Source organism: Epibacterium ulvae (assembly GCF_900102795.1).
In the GTDB taxonomy this organism is placed as follows: domain Bacteria; phylum Pseudomonadota; class Alphaproteobacteria; order Rhodobacterales; family Rhodobacteraceae; genus Epibacterium; species Epibacterium ulvae.
Genome location: NZ_FMWG01000010.1, coordinates 76869 through 91657 on the forward strand (window position 1 = coordinate 76869; position 14789 = coordinate 91657).

15 protein-coding genes are annotated in these 14789 nt (G+C 52.1%); 6 read left to right on the forward strand and 9 right to left on the reverse strand.

Features of this window, described 5'->3' with window-relative positions:
- Positions 1–4 precede the first annotated feature (4 nt).
- From BLP79_RS14840 to BLP79_RS14850, 3 genes are all read right to left on the reverse strand, one after another.
- On the reverse strand, positions 5–1588 hold the full coding sequence (locus tag BLP79_RS14840; protein WP_090220289.1) for a DUF427 domain-containing protein: 1584 nt from the start codon (positions 1586–1588) through the stop codon (positions 5–7).
- Positions 1589–1690: 102 nt separating this feature from the next.
- Positions 1691–2392, reverse strand: a complete 702-nt coding sequence (locus BLP79_RS14845) for a winged helix-turn-helix domain-containing protein (protein WP_090220290.1) — start codon at positions 2390–2392, stop codon at positions 1691–1693.
- Positions 2364–2657, reverse strand: a complete 294-nt coding sequence (locus BLP79_RS14850; protein ID WP_090220291.1) for a hypothetical protein — start codon at positions 2655–2657, stop codon at positions 2364–2366. Before BLP79_RS14850 ends, BLP79_RS14845 begins: the two co-directional genes overlap by 29 nt.
- Positions 2658–2835: 178 nt before the next feature.
- On the opposite strand from BLP79_RS14850, the gene BLP79_RS14855 reads away from it, so the two are divergent.
- The 4 genes from BLP79_RS14855 to BLP79_RS14870 all read left to right on the forward strand — a co-directional run bounded on the left by BLP79_RS14855 (position 2836) and on the right by BLP79_RS14870 (position 6804).
- Positions 2836–3300, forward strand: coding sequence for a hypothetical protein (locus BLP79_RS14855; protein ID WP_090220292.1), 465 nt, complete (start codon positions 2836–2838; stop codon positions 3298–3300).
- A gap of 98 nt (positions 3301–3398) precedes the next feature.
- On the forward strand, positions 3399–4016 hold the full coding sequence (locus BLP79_RS14860) for a ribonuclease HII (RefSeq protein ID WP_090220403.1): 618 nt from the start codon (positions 3399–3401) through the stop codon (positions 4014–4016).
- Positions 4017–4125: 109 nt separating this feature from the next.
- Positions 4126–5229, forward strand: a complete 1104-nt coding sequence (locus tag BLP79_RS14865) for a site-specific DNA-methyltransferase (RefSeq protein ID WP_090220404.1) — start codon at positions 4126–4128, stop codon at positions 5227–5229.
- A gap of 180 nt (positions 5230–5409) precedes the next feature.
- A complete protein-coding gene (locus BLP79_RS14870) occupies positions 5410–6804 on the forward strand; it encodes an adenylate/guanylate cyclase domain-containing protein (protein ID WP_090220293.1) in 1395 nt (464 codons plus the stop codon).
- On the opposite strand, the gene BLP79_RS14875 is transcribed toward BLP79_RS14870, so the two are convergent.
- Together BLP79_RS14875 and mutY are read right to left on the reverse strand one after the other, a co-directional pair.
- The gene (locus BLP79_RS14875; protein WP_090220294.1) at positions 6783–7919 is read right to left on the reverse strand and encodes an alkane 1-monooxygenase; all 1137 of its coding nucleotides are present in this window, start codon (positions 7917–7919) and stop codon (positions 6783–6785) included. The two genes, BLP79_RS14870 and BLP79_RS14875, sit on opposite strands and share 22 nt — an antisense overlap.
- A gap of 56 nt (positions 7920–7975) precedes the next feature.
- Complete coding sequence (gene mutY / locus BLP79_RS14880; RefSeq protein WP_090220295.1) at positions 7976–9052, reverse strand: A/G-specific adenine glycosylase; 1077 nt, start codon at positions 9050–9052, stop codon at positions 7976–7978.
- Between the two features lie 84 nt (positions 9053–9136).
- On the opposite strand from mutY, the gene BLP79_RS14885 reads away from it, so the two are divergent.
- Together BLP79_RS14885 and BLP79_RS14890 are read left to right on the forward strand one after the other, a co-directional pair.
- Entirely contained in the window at positions 9137–9664 is a 528-nt protein-coding gene (locus BLP79_RS14885; RefSeq protein WP_090220296.1) for a DUF721 domain-containing protein, read from the forward strand.
- Positions 9661–10323, forward strand: coding sequence for a DsbA family protein (locus tag BLP79_RS14890; protein ID WP_090220297.1), 663 nt, complete (start codon positions 9661–9663; stop codon positions 10321–10323). Before BLP79_RS14885 ends, BLP79_RS14890 begins: the two co-directional genes overlap by 4 nt.
- A gap of 17 nt (positions 10324–10340) precedes the next feature.
- On the opposite strand, the gene lpxK is transcribed toward BLP79_RS14890, so the two are convergent.
- The 4 genes from lpxK to BLP79_RS14910 all read right to left on the reverse strand — a co-directional run bounded on the left by lpxK (position 10341) and on the right by BLP79_RS14910 (position 14742).
- Positions 10341–11345 carry a tetraacyldisaccharide 4'-kinase gene (gene lpxK / locus BLP79_RS14895; protein WP_090220298.1) on the reverse strand — a complete coding sequence of 335 codons (1005 nt, stop codon included), beginning with the start codon at positions 11343–11345 and terminating at the stop codon, positions 10341–10343.
- Positions 11332–12528 (reverse strand): 3-deoxy-D-manno-octulosonic acid transferase, encoded by a 1197-nt coding sequence (locus BLP79_RS14900; RefSeq protein ID WP_090220299.1) that lies wholly within the window; start codon positions 12526–12528, stop codon positions 11332–11334. The genes lpxK and BLP79_RS14900 overlap by 14 nt, the downstream gene beginning before the upstream one ends.
- A 92-nt stretch (positions 12529–12620) precedes the next feature.
- A complete protein-coding gene (locus BLP79_RS14905) occupies positions 12621–13409 on the reverse strand; it encodes an inositol monophosphatase family protein (protein WP_090220300.1) in 789 nt (262 codons plus the stop codon).
- Positions 13396–14742 carry a TldD/PmbA family protein gene (locus BLP79_RS14910; RefSeq protein WP_090220406.1) on the reverse strand — a complete coding sequence of 449 codons (1347 nt, stop codon included), beginning with the start codon at positions 14740–14742 and terminating at the stop codon, positions 13396–13398. Before BLP79_RS14910 ends, BLP79_RS14905 begins: the two co-directional genes overlap by 14 nt.
- Between the last annotated feature and the right edge of the window lie 47 nt (positions 14743–14789).

A 14789-nucleotide genomic window follows, 5' to 3' on the forward strand; every position in this document is an offset into this window, starting at 1 on the left:
GTCTCTATGACCGGATATCGCTACAGTCATTGTGCTCTGGTGGTATTGCGTAGCTGACAACTGATCGCGAGACGTTATGTAACTTGAGCGGCCCGAGTGGTTGAGCTGTGGCTGTACAGGTCTTACACAGACTTTGATCATCAACAACGATTTGCGCATTGATGGATTTACCATAGTCCCCAAGGCGTGCCGCAATATTTGCAGCCTGCCCGATAACGGTGAAATCTAACCGCTCCCGTGATCCGATATTGCCATATGTCACGCTGCCAAAGGCAATTCCGATGGCACAATCCAAATCTGGCACGCCCATCTCAGCCCCAATCGGTTTGAGAGCCTGAACAATCAGGCGGGCCGCCTTGAGCGCGTTTTGCCTAGCAAGGTCAGGGTTTGAACCGGCAGGAAAGACGGCCAGCACCGCGTCACCAATGAATTTTAGAACTTCGCCGCCATTTTCCTCAATCAGGTCCGAGGTGCTTTCAAAAAACGTATTGAGCAGCGCAATATAGGCTTTGCGCCCCAGCAGGTCTTCTAACAGCGTTGAACCGCGCAGGTCGCAGAACATAATGGCGGCATCAATTTCATCACCATCGCCGCGACGAATTTCCCCGCCTAAGACCCGTGCGCCAGATCGTTTGCCGACGTAAGTCTCTAGCAGCGATTTCGCATTTTCGCGTTGCATGAAGACTTCATAGAAGCGAGCAATAACCGCAGAACATTCAAAGATCAGGCCTAGGTGCTCTGTGCTAAACCCATCTGGGGTGTCGGTTGCAACGGTCATAACGTTGATCCGCCCGTCCGAAAAGGGCAGAGGCATTGCGACATAATCGGTGGCGCCTTCGTTTTGCAAATCCTCAAGGATCGGAAACGCAGTGATTTCGTTGCCCGCCGTCAAACGATGGCGGACCCCTCCCAACCCTTGTGATACATGCAACATAGGGCTGTTGCGATATTTGGGTTCGTCATAGATCGCATAAGAAGGCGCAAACACCTGCAACTCTTCTTTTGTTTTTGACCACAGGTAATGTTTACCTGCGATCATTGGATGTAAAGACCAAGCAAGAACCGAGAGACGTGATAAGGCGAAACCTTGTTCGATCATCTTATCAGCCAGTGCTTCCGTAAAGGCTTCGGGGGTTGCAATATAGGCCGCATCTCGCAGTAGCCAATCAACCAGAGGGCCGCTGATGCTCCGGTATTGTGGATCCAGAATTTCATTTCCGCCGGTGTCGATTTCCAGATCATCATGCGCGAGAAAGCTCACATGATTGCAGATCTCATGGGCATCGCTGAAGCTGCAATTATACTGCCAAGCGATATTTGAGAGTGTTCCCATCGGCGACAGAAGATCACGATAATCCGCGGTACCTTTAAAAGGACAGAACGTTCGATGCGCAGTTGGCTCGGAAAGTCGTGCAATCATGTCTGCGACTGGAATATAGATCGCTGGTGAATGACGTGTTTCATACATCACCTTGGCGTTGGCGCTTTGCGCGATCAGCTGTCCTTTATGGCGTATGTAAACCGGCTGGTTCAACCGTTCGACAATGATTCCATAGCTTGTCGTCTGTTGGGGGGCATGCACGTTCATGACAGCAGTTCCTCTCAGCAATGATGCCTGCTGGACCAGAATATGGGAAGAATAGGTTAAATTTCTAGGCCTTTGCACCAAAAGGTGTGCAACTGTTCATACCTAAATCATGCGAATGACGTCTTTCTGGATTGATAGCACATAACCCCGTTTCGCGATATTCTTTACAAGCAGTTCGCTGACCAATTGATTGCCCAGCGTATCGCGCAGGCGTTTGATGCGTGTGGCACCGGCAGCCTCTTCGCAATCGGCGGCATCGCGTCCTGATATCACAGCCTCTATTTCCGCGCCTGAAAGAACGTCATCGTCAAGCCGGGCCTCTGCCAAAACGGCCAATGTCTCCATTGCTGCGGGGGTCATTTTGAAACCCATATTGTTTAGATACACTGTGTTTTCATCGCGGCTGATCAAGAGCTCATTTACCTGAATGCCTGCGCGTTCGATTTGTGCCATATGACGATTGAGCGTGACCAGCATCGCCAAAACCACAAGAGCTGCGATCATCATTGCGGTGGCAAACACCAGCAAAACAAAGATCACCATCCGGTAGCTGCCGAGCGTATCCGCAAAGGCGGTCCCTGATTGTGCCAGGATTTCCAGCAGTTTGATTTCTGCCTGGCCAGTCATATCGCTCTCAATAAAAAGCCGTTCGACCTGTGTGTTAAACGCATTGGCGTCTGGCAAGGTCAACAACAAGACTGTTCCAGCTAAAGCGAGCAGTAAGACGATGGTGACAATGCCAAAGGTGATGATGCGGCTGCCGACCGCGCGGGCCTCAGAAACGGAGATAATAGCGTCCGGCATTGCCTTTCCTTTGCTTTAAACCTTCAGGTCCAAAAACCGTCATCACGTTCAGAAGGGTCCAGCCCTGCCCAGAGAGACGCGCGGCGATTTCCGACTTGGCAGAGCCCTTACTACAGGCTCCACGCAGCTCTACGACACCATAGTGCAGCCGCAAAGGATTGTCTTTCTTGGCTTTATAGTCGGCATAACAATTCGCCGCCATAGCGGGTCCAGAGAGGCCGATGGAAAGCACGATAAAGATTGGCAAAATTGTTTTGTACATCATGCGGACATACTGCGCGGAACCTTGCTGATATTCAATAACGTCAGAGGGTTGGGGCCGGTGATATTGGATAACAAAGGCCTGATATTGCCTGTCTCAGGGGGGAGCTTCCATGTTGAGAGCAGCAAAGGGCCTATGGTTCACGGGCCTGTTCACTAAATACCTATGAAAGGCTCATATAATGAAACGTCTTTTTTCTGCAAAACCTCATCGCGGCTTTATCGCACTTGTTCTTGCTTCAGCTGTCGCAATCAGCGGGTTTTCTGCGGCGCCGGCCCGAGCGGATAATGATGTTGCCAAATTTATAGCAGGTGCTGCACTGTTGGGGATCATCGGAGCTGCAATCCACGAGCACAAAGACGACAAACGTGAAAAACGTCGTCAAACTGTTCAGCACCCTCATAAGACGTACACGCCAAAACCTGTACCGTCACGTGTTTCACGCTATGACTTACCGATCAAATGCCAGCGTCACTTTCATGGGAAAAGCAGTGTCATATCGCGCGGCTGTCTGACTCGTCATCATACACGTGTGCAGAGCCTGCCCCATCGGTGTGGCCTGTCCTATTGGAACGGCAAGCGCTATCGTCAAGGGTTTGGTACGCATTGTCTGCGCAAACATGGGTATCGTCTGGTACATCGCTAAGCCTGCATAATAATCGAGTAGTAGGTGTGGGGGAGGGCTTGATCTTCTCCCAATGCCCCTGCCTTGTTTTGATCGGGAATTTGGCGCATGTCTCGGGCATGGAACAGCCAGATTATAGTTTAGAAGCTGCTGCGCGAGAGCGTGGCTTTTTGTGTATCGCCGGGGTGGATGAGGTGGGGCGAGGGCCGCTTGCCGGACCTGTGACCGCGGCTGCGGTGATCCTAAACCCTGACGACATTCCGATAGGGCTGAATGATTCAAAAAAATTGACCGCAAAGCGAAGGCTGGCGCTGAATGAGCAGATTCTACAACGCGCAGATTATGCGATTGCGCATGCCACTGTTTCTGAGATTGATGAAATCAATATCTTGAAGGCATCGCATTTGGCGATGGAACGTGCAGTGACTGCGCTGCCTAAGACGCCAGATTACCTGCTGATCGATGGAAATCTTATCCCCAATGGGGTGTCCATTTCGAGCGAAGCAGTTGTCAAAGGGGACGCGCTGTCTGTTTCGATTGCGGCTGCATCGATCATTGCAAAGCAGGCACGGGATAAAATCATGGTTGATTTGGCGCAACAGTATCCGGGTTATGGATGGGAAACCAATGCAGGCTACCCGTCAAAAGCACATCGCGAGGCCTTGATAGCCTTGGGGGTGACACCACATCACAGGGTTTCCTTTAAGCCGGTACACAATATATTGTATCAAGAGTAAAGCGCTAACCATCTGTGCAAAAAACAAATTGACCTCGAATCCCGGATGACTCATCCTAAGGATAACCAAAATGAGCGTCAAAAGGCGCCGTGGTTTGAGGCAGAGCAAAATGAATAACACCATTGAAAAGGGCGCGGCAGCGCTCCCTTTAAACACGATCGTTGGTGGTGACTGTATCGATGTAATGAACAGTCTCCCCGAAAATTCGGTTGATCTGATCTTTGCAGATCCGCCCTATAATCTGCAGCTGAAAGGCCAGCTGCATAGACCAGACAACAGCAAAGTTGATGCGGTTGACGATCATTGGGATCAGTTTTCCAGTTTCGGCGTCTATGATCGCTTTACTCATGATTGGCTAAAGGCGGCACGACGTTTGCTGAAGCCAAATGGGGCGATCTGGGTCATTGGATCTTATCACAACATTTATCGTGTGGGCACGGCCCTACAGGATGCCGGATATTGGATTTTGAACGATGTCGTTTGGCGTAAATCCAACCCGATGCCCAACTTTCGGGGGAAGCGCCTGACAAATGCGCACGAAACGTTGATCTGGGCGTCCAAGAAAGAGGGTGCGAAATACACCTTCAATTATGAGGCCTTAAAAGCCTTGAATGAGGGCGTGCAGATGCGCTCGGATTGGGTGCTTCCGATTTGCACCGGTCATGAACGTCTGAAAGACGAGAACGGCGACAAAGCGCATCCAACGCAAAAGCCAGAGTCGCTTTTGCACCGTGTGCTTCTTGGCACTACCAATCCTGGTGATGTTGTGTTGGATCCCTTCTTCGGGACTGGCACGACAGGCGCTGTTGCTAAGATGCTGGGACGTAATTTCATTGGGATCGAGCGCGAGGAAAGCTACCGTACCGTTGCAGAGCAGCGGATTAAGTCGGTGCGTAAATTCGATCGTGAAGCACTACAGGTTTCGACTTCAAAACGTGCAGAACCACGCGTTCCGTTTGGGCAATTGGTCGAACGCGGTATGTTGCGTCCGGGAGAAGAGCTGTTTTCAATGAATCGCCGCCACAAGGCCAAAGTCCGCGCAGACGGAACTCTTGTGGGGGACAATGTCAAAGGGTCGATTCATCAAGTTGGCGCTCACCTGGAAAATGCACCGTCTTGCAATGGCTGGACCTATTGGTGCTTTAAGCGTGATGGCAAAACTGTGCCGATTGATGTGCTACGTCAGCAGATCCGCGCTGAACTTCAGAACTAATCCTGCCTGCCCTTCTCGGTGACAGGCCCCGATTTTCGGGGGCTTTCATCTTGAGATATAGGGCACTAAACTCCCCGCCTTCTTTAGGCGGGGCTTTTTGTCCTGGACAGATGGTTCAGGAAACACGTGCAGTCTCAGGATGTAGCACCTATATGTGATCGCGTTATGGAGGACCGCCTCATGAGCGATACGGCATTGCACCCAACAACTGCAGAAGCGCTTGCGCGTCAGCCGGATCGGTTGGGAGATACTGAGCTGAGTGATAACGACTATGCGTTGAACTCGCTCAAAGCGCACAAACAGCGCGGATTAGAGCTGGCAGTGCGCGCGCGCTGGATCGCGATGGCAGCGACGGCAATTTTTCTGCTGTTTGTCTATCCCGATTGGGCTGTGATCTACTATCTCGCTATACTGGGCTTGATGTGCCTGAACGGCTATTTCATTCAAAAAGTTGGCCGTGTGGGACAGTCGCGACAAGAGCTATTCCTGATTTTCGTCGATTTGGCCCTACTGACATTTGCAATCGTGTGTCCCAACCCATTTGCAACCGTCGAGTTGCCAGTTGCCTTTCAATACAGGTTCGACAATTTCATGTATTTTTATGTGATTTTGGCGGTGGGCACGCTTGCTTACTCGTGGCGTACCGTCGTTGCGATTGGCACATGGACCACTGGCATATGGATGTTTGGTCTTTTGTTAGCATGGTGGTTTTCGACGCCGGATCTCGCGTTGCAAGCAGTGGTTTATGAGGCATTTAAAGATGCGCCCCGTATTTTGGAGATTCTGGATCCGAACAGTTTTATGTTCTCCTTCCGCATTCAGGAGGTAATGGTGTTTCTGCTAACCGCAGTCACACTTGGCCTGTCTATCCGCCGGTTTGACGTATTGCTGTTATCAAACGCAGCGCTTGCCCGTGAAAGGGCTAATTTATCGCGCTACTTTTCACCCAATGTGGTGGAGCAGCTGTCAAAGAATGACGACCCTTTGAAACAGGTAAAACGGCAAAAAGTCGCGATCTTATTCGTTGATATTGTCGGGTTCACACAAATTTCTGAAACCAAAAGCCCCTACGCGGTGATTACAATGTTGCGAGAATTTCATGCCCGGATGGAGCGCGAGGTGTTCCGCCACAATGGGACTTTGGACAAATATCTGGGCGATGGACTGATGGCCACATTTGGCACGCCAATTGCGGGTGAACATGATGCTGAACATGCGGTTTCTTGTGCATGCGCGATGCAGACCGCTATGGATCACTGGAACCAGGAACGCATGCGCCGTGGAGAAGAGCCAATCGAGATCGGCGTCGGCGTCCATTACGGTGATACGCTGTTAGGCGATATTGGCGCCAACCGCTTGGAATTCGCGGTTATTGGCACCGCAGTGAATGTAGCGTCGCGTCTTGAAGGTCTGACACGGGTTTTGCCTGCACGCATTGTGGTTAGCAAAGATGCCTTCGATCAGATTCCAGCCGGCACACGTGATCTGTACGAAGGGTTTCAGCGGAAAGATGATCAGACTGTGCGGGGTATTCGCGAGCCGATTTCGATTTATTACCGCACCTCTTCTGGTTGACGCCCTGCATTATAAGCGCTCCAATCGGTGATATCTGGATAGTATTTCTGCCGCCATGCGCGCACTTTGGGATTCATGATCCGCCGCCAAAGCGGAGGTATCATTGCTGCGACGGTCATAACAGCGTAGCCGTAGGGTAACTGGGGGGCGTCGTCCTCACTGTAGTTTTGTAATAAAGGAAACCGGCGATCAGGTTTATAGTGATGGTCTGAATGTCGTTGTAAATTAATCAGCAGCCAATTTGATGCCATATGGGCGGAATTCCAAGAATGGCGTGGCTGCACATGTTCGTACTTTCCATTCCCTTTATAGCGCCGAGTAAGGCCATAGTGTTCTACATAATTCACCAGTTCCAACTGCCAAATTGCGATACCTGCTTGTGTGATGAAGAGCACCACGCCTACGCCACCTCCGATGATGTATGCGATGAGTAACGCCGTGAGCTGTAGGCCCCAATATCGAAAAAACGGGTTGCGCCGGTCATGCCATGGCAGTTTTTTACGCGCTAGCATGGCTTTTTCTGCGCGAAAGGACGAACGCAGACTTTGTGCCAGAACACGCGGATAAAACCGATGGAACCCTTCATTGTAGCGCGCTGTCACTGGGTCTTTGGGTGTGCCGACATGAATATGATGCACAAGGAGGTGCTCGGACCGGAAGTGAGAATAGAGCACCATTGCCAATAGAAGGTCGCCAAGCCACCGTTCTAATTTGCCTTTTTGATGCATTAATTCGTGGCTGTAGGTAATCCCAATTGTGCCGCTTAAAATCCCCATGCCAAAGAAGACACCGAACTTTTCGAAAGCAGTCAGATGCTCTGCTGGCGCAATGTAGGCGATTAGCGCAAAAAGGTTGATCGCTTGTACAGGCACCCAAGCAGAGGTCAGCAGCGTGTATAGGCGCAGATCATGGTCCGCCCGTAGGGGATCAGGGTTCTTTGTGTCTAAACCCAGTAGACCATCAAGCATGGAAAAGAGATACCAGGTCGCCGCAGGTGTTAGCAGAAGCCAAAGGCCCCCTTTCACCGCGCCAACCCAGACCAATGGAACCAAAGCAAATGAAAGCCAAAACGGTAAAGCGCCGCGCCAATTTAACGGGGTATCTTGAGTGGCCATCTGTACTCCAAGGCTGTGTATCCTTCTGTGGGGGCGAGACTACGTGGCTTTTACGGTCAGCCCAAGGCCTCTTTCTCTACCCACAGTTCGTAGGCTTTGCGCATAACAGTTGGTAAGTCATTTGATTTAAAATCATTTTTTCCAATAATCAGCTGCCCAACCTGTGGATTGTAACCTTGCGGCAAATCCGCCACCTCGACCCGCAGGTAAAGATGAAAGTGGGTAAATGTATGACGGACCTCTGCGCCCAGGTCACGCCACTGCGCATGAAATGGGGGGGCAGGCGTGGGTGTATCGCTCCAATCACTTCCAGGCCAACCTAGCATACCTCCCAATAATCCTTTCTCTGGGCGTCGTTCTAACAACCACTCCCCAGCTGCGCTTCGTGCGAGGTAGGCGATTCCATGTCGCGTCGGTTTTGGTGTTTTTGGTGTTTTCTTTGGCAGTTCCGCCGCTGTGCCATTTCGCCGCGCCTGACAGGGATCACGCCAAGGACACAGCACGCAGGCGGGTGATTTGGGGGTACAAATTGTCGCGCCGAGATCCATAACAGCCTGAGCATAATCGCCGGGGCGTTCTTGCGGTGTAAGCGAGGCGGCATAGTCTTTCAGGGCGGATTTGGCTGCTGGTAAAGGCGCGTGATGATCAAAAAGCCGCGCCATGACGCGTTCTACATTCCCGTCAAGCACCGTTTCCGGCAAATCAAAGGCGATAGAGGAAATTGCGGCTGCGGTATATGGGCCGATGCCAGGGAGTGCCAGCAAAGCATCATGGTTTTCAGGAAACACTCCACCGTGTTCTTGATGCACAACCCGTGCACATTTTAGCAGATTGCGCGCGCGCGCATAATAGCCAAGACCTGCCCACTCCGCCATGACATCTTCATCCCGCGCGCCTGCCAGCGCGCTGACTGTGGGCCAACGTTCTGTGAACCGCAGGAAATAGGCTTTTACAGCTGCAACAGTTGTTTGCTGCAACATGACTTCGCTCATCCAGACACGGTAAGGATCTGGCTTTACACCGTCTTTTCGATCTGCTGGAGATATACGCCAAGGCATTGTCCGGGCGTGACGATCATACCAATGTAAAAGGTCCGCAGAACGCGCATCTGAAAACGGGGTCTGATCACGCATAGTTTATCCTTGGCCTTTGGGTTTTTCTGGTTCTACTCTACGGGGTCTTTACATTAGGGCGAAAGGTCACGCAAAACCACAATCATGGCAGTCCGACGATCATCTACTCGCGGTTTTAAACGCACAAGTTCGTTGTTGAACGAGCAGATCCGCAAGGCCGGGGAAACCCGTGGCTTTGCCGTATCACGTTTGTTGACGCATTGGGAAGAAACCGTAGGCGCGGATATTGCTGCCATTGCTCGGCCGGTGAACGTTGGCTATGGGCGCGGGTCTTTTGGAGCAACTTTGACCGTCCTCACAACCGGTGCCAATGCGCCGATGCTTGAAATGCAAAAAGAACATCTGCGCGAAAAGGTGAATGCGGTTTATGGTTACAACGCGATCTCTCGCGTGCGGCTCACTCAAACGGCGCCGACCGGGTTTTCAGACGGTCAAGTTGAGTTCAAATATACCCCTAAGACCCAAAAGGTGACACCGCCTGATCCACAGGTGAAATATGCTGCCGTACAGGTGGCTGAAGGGGCAGAAAACGACGAATTGCGCGCTGCATTGGAAAACCTGGCGCGCAGTTTTCTTAGTAAGCAGAAATCACAAAGGAAGGGGTATACATGACCCGTCTTAAATCTGGTGTCTTTGCCGCGGTTGCGCTGGCAGCTGGTGCATTTGCCCTGGGCGGCTTTTCAACAACAAGCAGCACGCCCTTCATCTCTGCCGCACATGCGCAAGAGGCCGAAGTAGATACATCAACCATTGTCGAAATGGTTCAAGGTGCGGAAGATGCACCTGTTACACTTATTGAATATGCGTCTTATACTTGCCCGCATTGTGCACGGTTCCACGCTGACGGCTACAAGAAGCTGAAAGCGGAATTTATCGATACGGGTAAGGTCAAATTTGTCTACCGTGAAGTGTATTTTGATCGCTACGGTTTATGGGCTTCAATGATTGCGCGGTGCGGTGGCACTGAGAAGTTCTTTGGTATTACGGATCTGTTGTTCACGGACCAGTCACACTGGGCACGTGCGGGTGATCCTGCTGCAATCGTTGAAGAGCTGCGCAAGATTGGCAAATTGGCTGGTCTGGAAAACGCGCAATTGGACGCCTGCCTGCAAGACGGCACCAAAGCGCAGACTTTGGTGGCATGGTATCAGGAAAATGCAACTGCAGACAATGTTCAGGCGACCCCTTCTTTTGTGCTGAATGGCACGAAGGTGGACAACCAGCCTTATGCTGACATGAAAGCACTGATCGAAGCAGAGCTGGGCAGCTAATGTTTTTGCGCCGTTTCCTATGGGGGAGGCGGCGCAATTTGGCGTATTTTTTCTATGATTATTTCAGCTTTTGGGAGGTGCAGGCGCACGGGCAACGTAATCACTTTGAAGCGATAGCTTTGGGGCAAACGAACCGCATCTTTTTCGGTGGTGACCAGTTGAGCGTTGTGCAGTTTGGCGTCTTGCTCCAACCGCGCAAGCAGTGTTTTTGAAAAGGGTTGATGATCGCTGAGCGCTTCGCAGCGCACCAGATCTGCGCCTAGGTCACGTAATGTGTCAAAAAACTTTTCAGGATGCCCTATCCCGGCAAATGCCAACACCCGCGCGCCCTGCCAAGGCATGCCTGTTTGCAAAGGCAGCACCTCGGCGGTGACATGAGTGCATGACTGCAATTGCCGAGACCAGAGGTCGTGAAACCTTTCCTGATCGCTCTCCTTGCCGAGTGAAATTACCAGATCACCGCGCTTCAGACCTTCAGTGACAGGCTCGCGGAGGGGGCCAGCAGGCAGACAGCGCCCGTTTCCAAACCCTTTGGCGGCGTCCACAACAATGAGAGAGAAATCCTTGTAGAGGTCGGGGTTTTGAAAGCCGTCATCCATCACAATGACAGTGGCCCCCGCCTGCACCGCAGCTTTCGCACCTTCGGCGCGTGCCTTAGAAACCCAGACCTCAGCGAAGGCCGCGATTAATAAGGGCTCATCGCCAACTTGGTCTGCTTTGTGTGTTGAGGGATCGACTTGGACCGGCCCAGTTAAAGACCCACCATAGCCGCGTGATAGAACATGTGGCTCATGGCCCATGTTTCGTAGGGTATCGACCAGCCAGATCACCGTTGGTGTCTTTCCGGTGCCGCCGGCATTTAGATTGCCAACACAGATTACCGGGACGTCGACATGTACAGCCTCGTTTTGGGAGAGCCTGTTGCGTGTCACATGCGCATATAGTTTCCCCAGGGGATTTAGCAGACTTGCGCGCAGGTCAAACACACCAGGTGGTTTGTTCCAAAACTCAGGCGGTTTCATGGCGTGCCTCCTGAAGGTCTAAAAGGTCTTGTGTGATTTCAAGAAGGTGATCTGTTGCTTCGGATCCTTCGGTGACGACTTTCCAACCTGCCAGTGCCATTGCTGCAGCTTTATCTGGGGCAGAGAGACGCAGCACTTCGTCAGCCAGTTGCCCCATTGAACGTACTTTGATTGCCGCGCCTGCAGCCTCTAACTGAGCATAAAGATTGGCGTGATCCCGGTGGCCTTTGCCATAAAGAACAGCAGAACCAAGGGCAGCCGCATCAAGCGGGTTGTGCCCCGTAAAACGTCTTTCCAGCGATCCAGCCATAAGACAGACGGGTGATAAACGATACCACAGGCCTAAATCATCGCCATCACAGAGCAACACTTGGGTGAGCTCTTCGGGATCTTCTCCAATGTCCCAATCAGCCATGTTTAAAGAACATCCACGAATAATGGCGCGTGCCGCTTCCAGATCGGCCCAATTGTCCAGCGAGACAATCAGTAAAAGGCGGTGTAGAAGCTTCAGGGCCTTGCGATGCGCGTTCAGAATGCTGGTCAACTCTTCCAATCGGGTATGGGTGGTCAGCCAAACTGGCCTGCCGCCCAGTTGTTTTTGCATATGTGCCAGGTCTTCTTCGGAACAGGGGGGCGGACAGGTTGAGACACGTAGAGCACCGGTTAGGGAGATTTTTTCTGCCTCCAGTCCCGAGCGCAGCAGTCGCTCTTGCACGACGTCTGATGAGGTCATGACACGTTCAAAACCATTCAAAGCGCGGATGCGCTGATCGGGGAGCCAGCGAGAGTTGCGCGCAGGAAATTCATCTGTCGTCATATCGACAAGCAGAGCTGGAGTATCAAAGTCTTTTAAATTGCGAATGATCGATCGCTGTGGTGTTCCACCCGCCCAGATGCACAAATCAGGCTGCCATGTTTCTAGGAAATCCTTTAGGTTTTCCGGCGTTTCCATGTGGATTTCATTACGCTCTTTTTGCATGTCTTTTGAGGGAGGAGCGCTCATGTCTTCATGATCGTAGCTGATGAGCAAAAAAAGATCGGGACGATTTTGGCGCAACCGAATCCCAAGATCACTTAGTACAAGATAGCGTTCCTGGCTGTTCACATGGACCCAGATCACTTCCCCTTGGGGGCGGGTCTGGTTTTGTACAAGACGGCCAATTTCAGGCGAACGCCAGTTCATTGAAAGCAGATCCTTTGTGAGATAGTGCTGTGTCAGACGGTGCACCCTAGGGGATCAAAGTTCTAGGTCAAGCTTGCCATTGTTTCAACACGCTACAAAGAGACGTCTCGCAAGGCCTCTTGCAGATCTTGGTGTATCGTTTGGTTTGCGCCAAGAACCCCGTTTAGTTTTTTATCTGCTGTGTTGAACCGCAAGGCCTGTCCCGTGCGATCTGAAGTTACACCGCCTGCTTCACGGATCAGTAAATCTCCAGCCGCGATGTCCCATTCCCAGCTTGCGCGTAGTGTTATCATCGCATCAAATTTGCCCGAGGCGACCGAAGCAAGGCGATAGGCCAGAGAGGGGCGGAAATGGCGCTGAAAACTGGGGCTCTCATTTGTATGCCAGTGTTCGGGGGACAAATTGGGTTTGGGTGCCAGAATATTGGCGGTGTTCCAATCGTTATGTGCTGAAACCTCAAGTTGTCTACCATTGCAGAAACTACCGCCGCCACTGCTGGCGGTGAACATCAGGTCGCGTTGAGGCAGGTAAACGACTGCATGGGTAATATGCCCCTGTTGGGCGATGGCGAACGAATGCGCCCAGGTGCGTGATCCTTCGGCAAAACTGCGGGTTCCGTCGATGGGATCTATGATAAACACACAGTCTTTTGTGAGGCGTAGATCACTGTCGGCGCTTTCTTCAGACAACCACCCATAAGAGGGGCGTGCGTTCTGCAGGTGATCTTCCAAATAGGCATTCACCGCCAGATCTGCTTCGGTAACAGGGCCTGCGCCGTCTGGTTTGTCCCATCGTTTCGCGGTGGGGCCGGTGTAGCGACAGGCGATGTCACCTGCCTGTTCTGCAGCTTGAATTAAGAGATCAAGATCAGCTGCCTGCAACGGTCATGCCTTCAATCAAGAGCGAGGGGACGATGCGTGATAAGTAGCTGCGCGCGTCATTGGCGGAAATCATGGTGCGCAGCATGTCTTTTAGATTGCCTGCGATTGTGCACTCATTCACAGGATGTGAAATCTCGCCATCAATCACCCAGAAACCAGACGCTCCACGGGAATAATCTCCGGTGTTGGGGTTGATTGTTGAGCCAATCATAGAGGTCACAAGGAGCCCTGTGCCCATATCGCGTAGCAGATCACGACGGCTGTGCTCGCCTGGTGTCAGCGAAATATTCCAATTCGCCGGAGAGGGGATCGAGCCGATTCCACGTGCGGCATTGCCTGTGCTTTGAAGACCCAGTTTGCGTGCAGACGCTAAATCTAACGTCCAGCCCGTCAAAACACCGTCTTCGATAATGGCGCGGCGCTGGGTTGCAAGCCCTTCACCATCAAAGGGGCGAGATCCCGCAACGCGTGGGCGTGTTGGGTCTTCGATCACGGACATCTGTGCTGGGAGCACCTGGTCTCCCAAAGAATCCTTTAACCAAGAGGCGCCCCGCGCAATCGCAGCTCCGTTTGATGCGGACAGGAGGTGACCGATCAATGATGCGGCGATGCGTTCGTCGAATAAAATTGGAAAGCTGCCTGTTTCAGGTTTGCGCGCGCCAAAACGTGCGACGGCACGTTCGCCAGCAGTACGGCCAATTTCAGTGGCGTCGCGCAGATCGCTTTGAAAGGTTCTGGAATCGCCATCGTAATCGCGTTCCATTTCTGTTCCAGATCCTGCAATTGCGGTCGCAGACAGGGAACGCGTTGTGCGCGTGTAGCCGCCTGAAAACCCATTGCTATTGGCCAGATGTATGCGGTGATGCCCATATCCTGCACCCGCACCTTGCACCTGTGCGACATCAGTAACAGCCAGAGCTGCAGCTTCAGCCTCAAGCGCATCAGTTTTTAATGTGTCAGGAGATGGTTCTTCAGAAGGGTCGCAGAGCTCTAAGGCGTCAATGTCCCATGTTTTTGCCAATTGATCCGAAGACGCAAGGCCAGCGTAAGGGTCTTCAGGTGCTTCTTTTGCCATTGCCACCGCACGTTCTGCCATGGTTGTTAGAGTTTCTGGGCGTGCGTCGGATGTCGACACTACTGCTTGACGTTGACCGATCAAGACCCTCAAACCCAGATCCAGCCCCTCCGATCGCTCTGCATGTTCGAGCTTACCATTCCGCACCTCGATAGAAAGGGATTGCCCTGTGGCAACCATTGCATCAGCCGTATCAGCGCCAGCTGCCTTTGCTGCAGACAAAAGGGCATGGCTTAGAGCTTCGGGAGATTGGGTCATAGGCACCTGCAGATCATTATCGCTGAAACCAGAGCTATCCAGCCCTT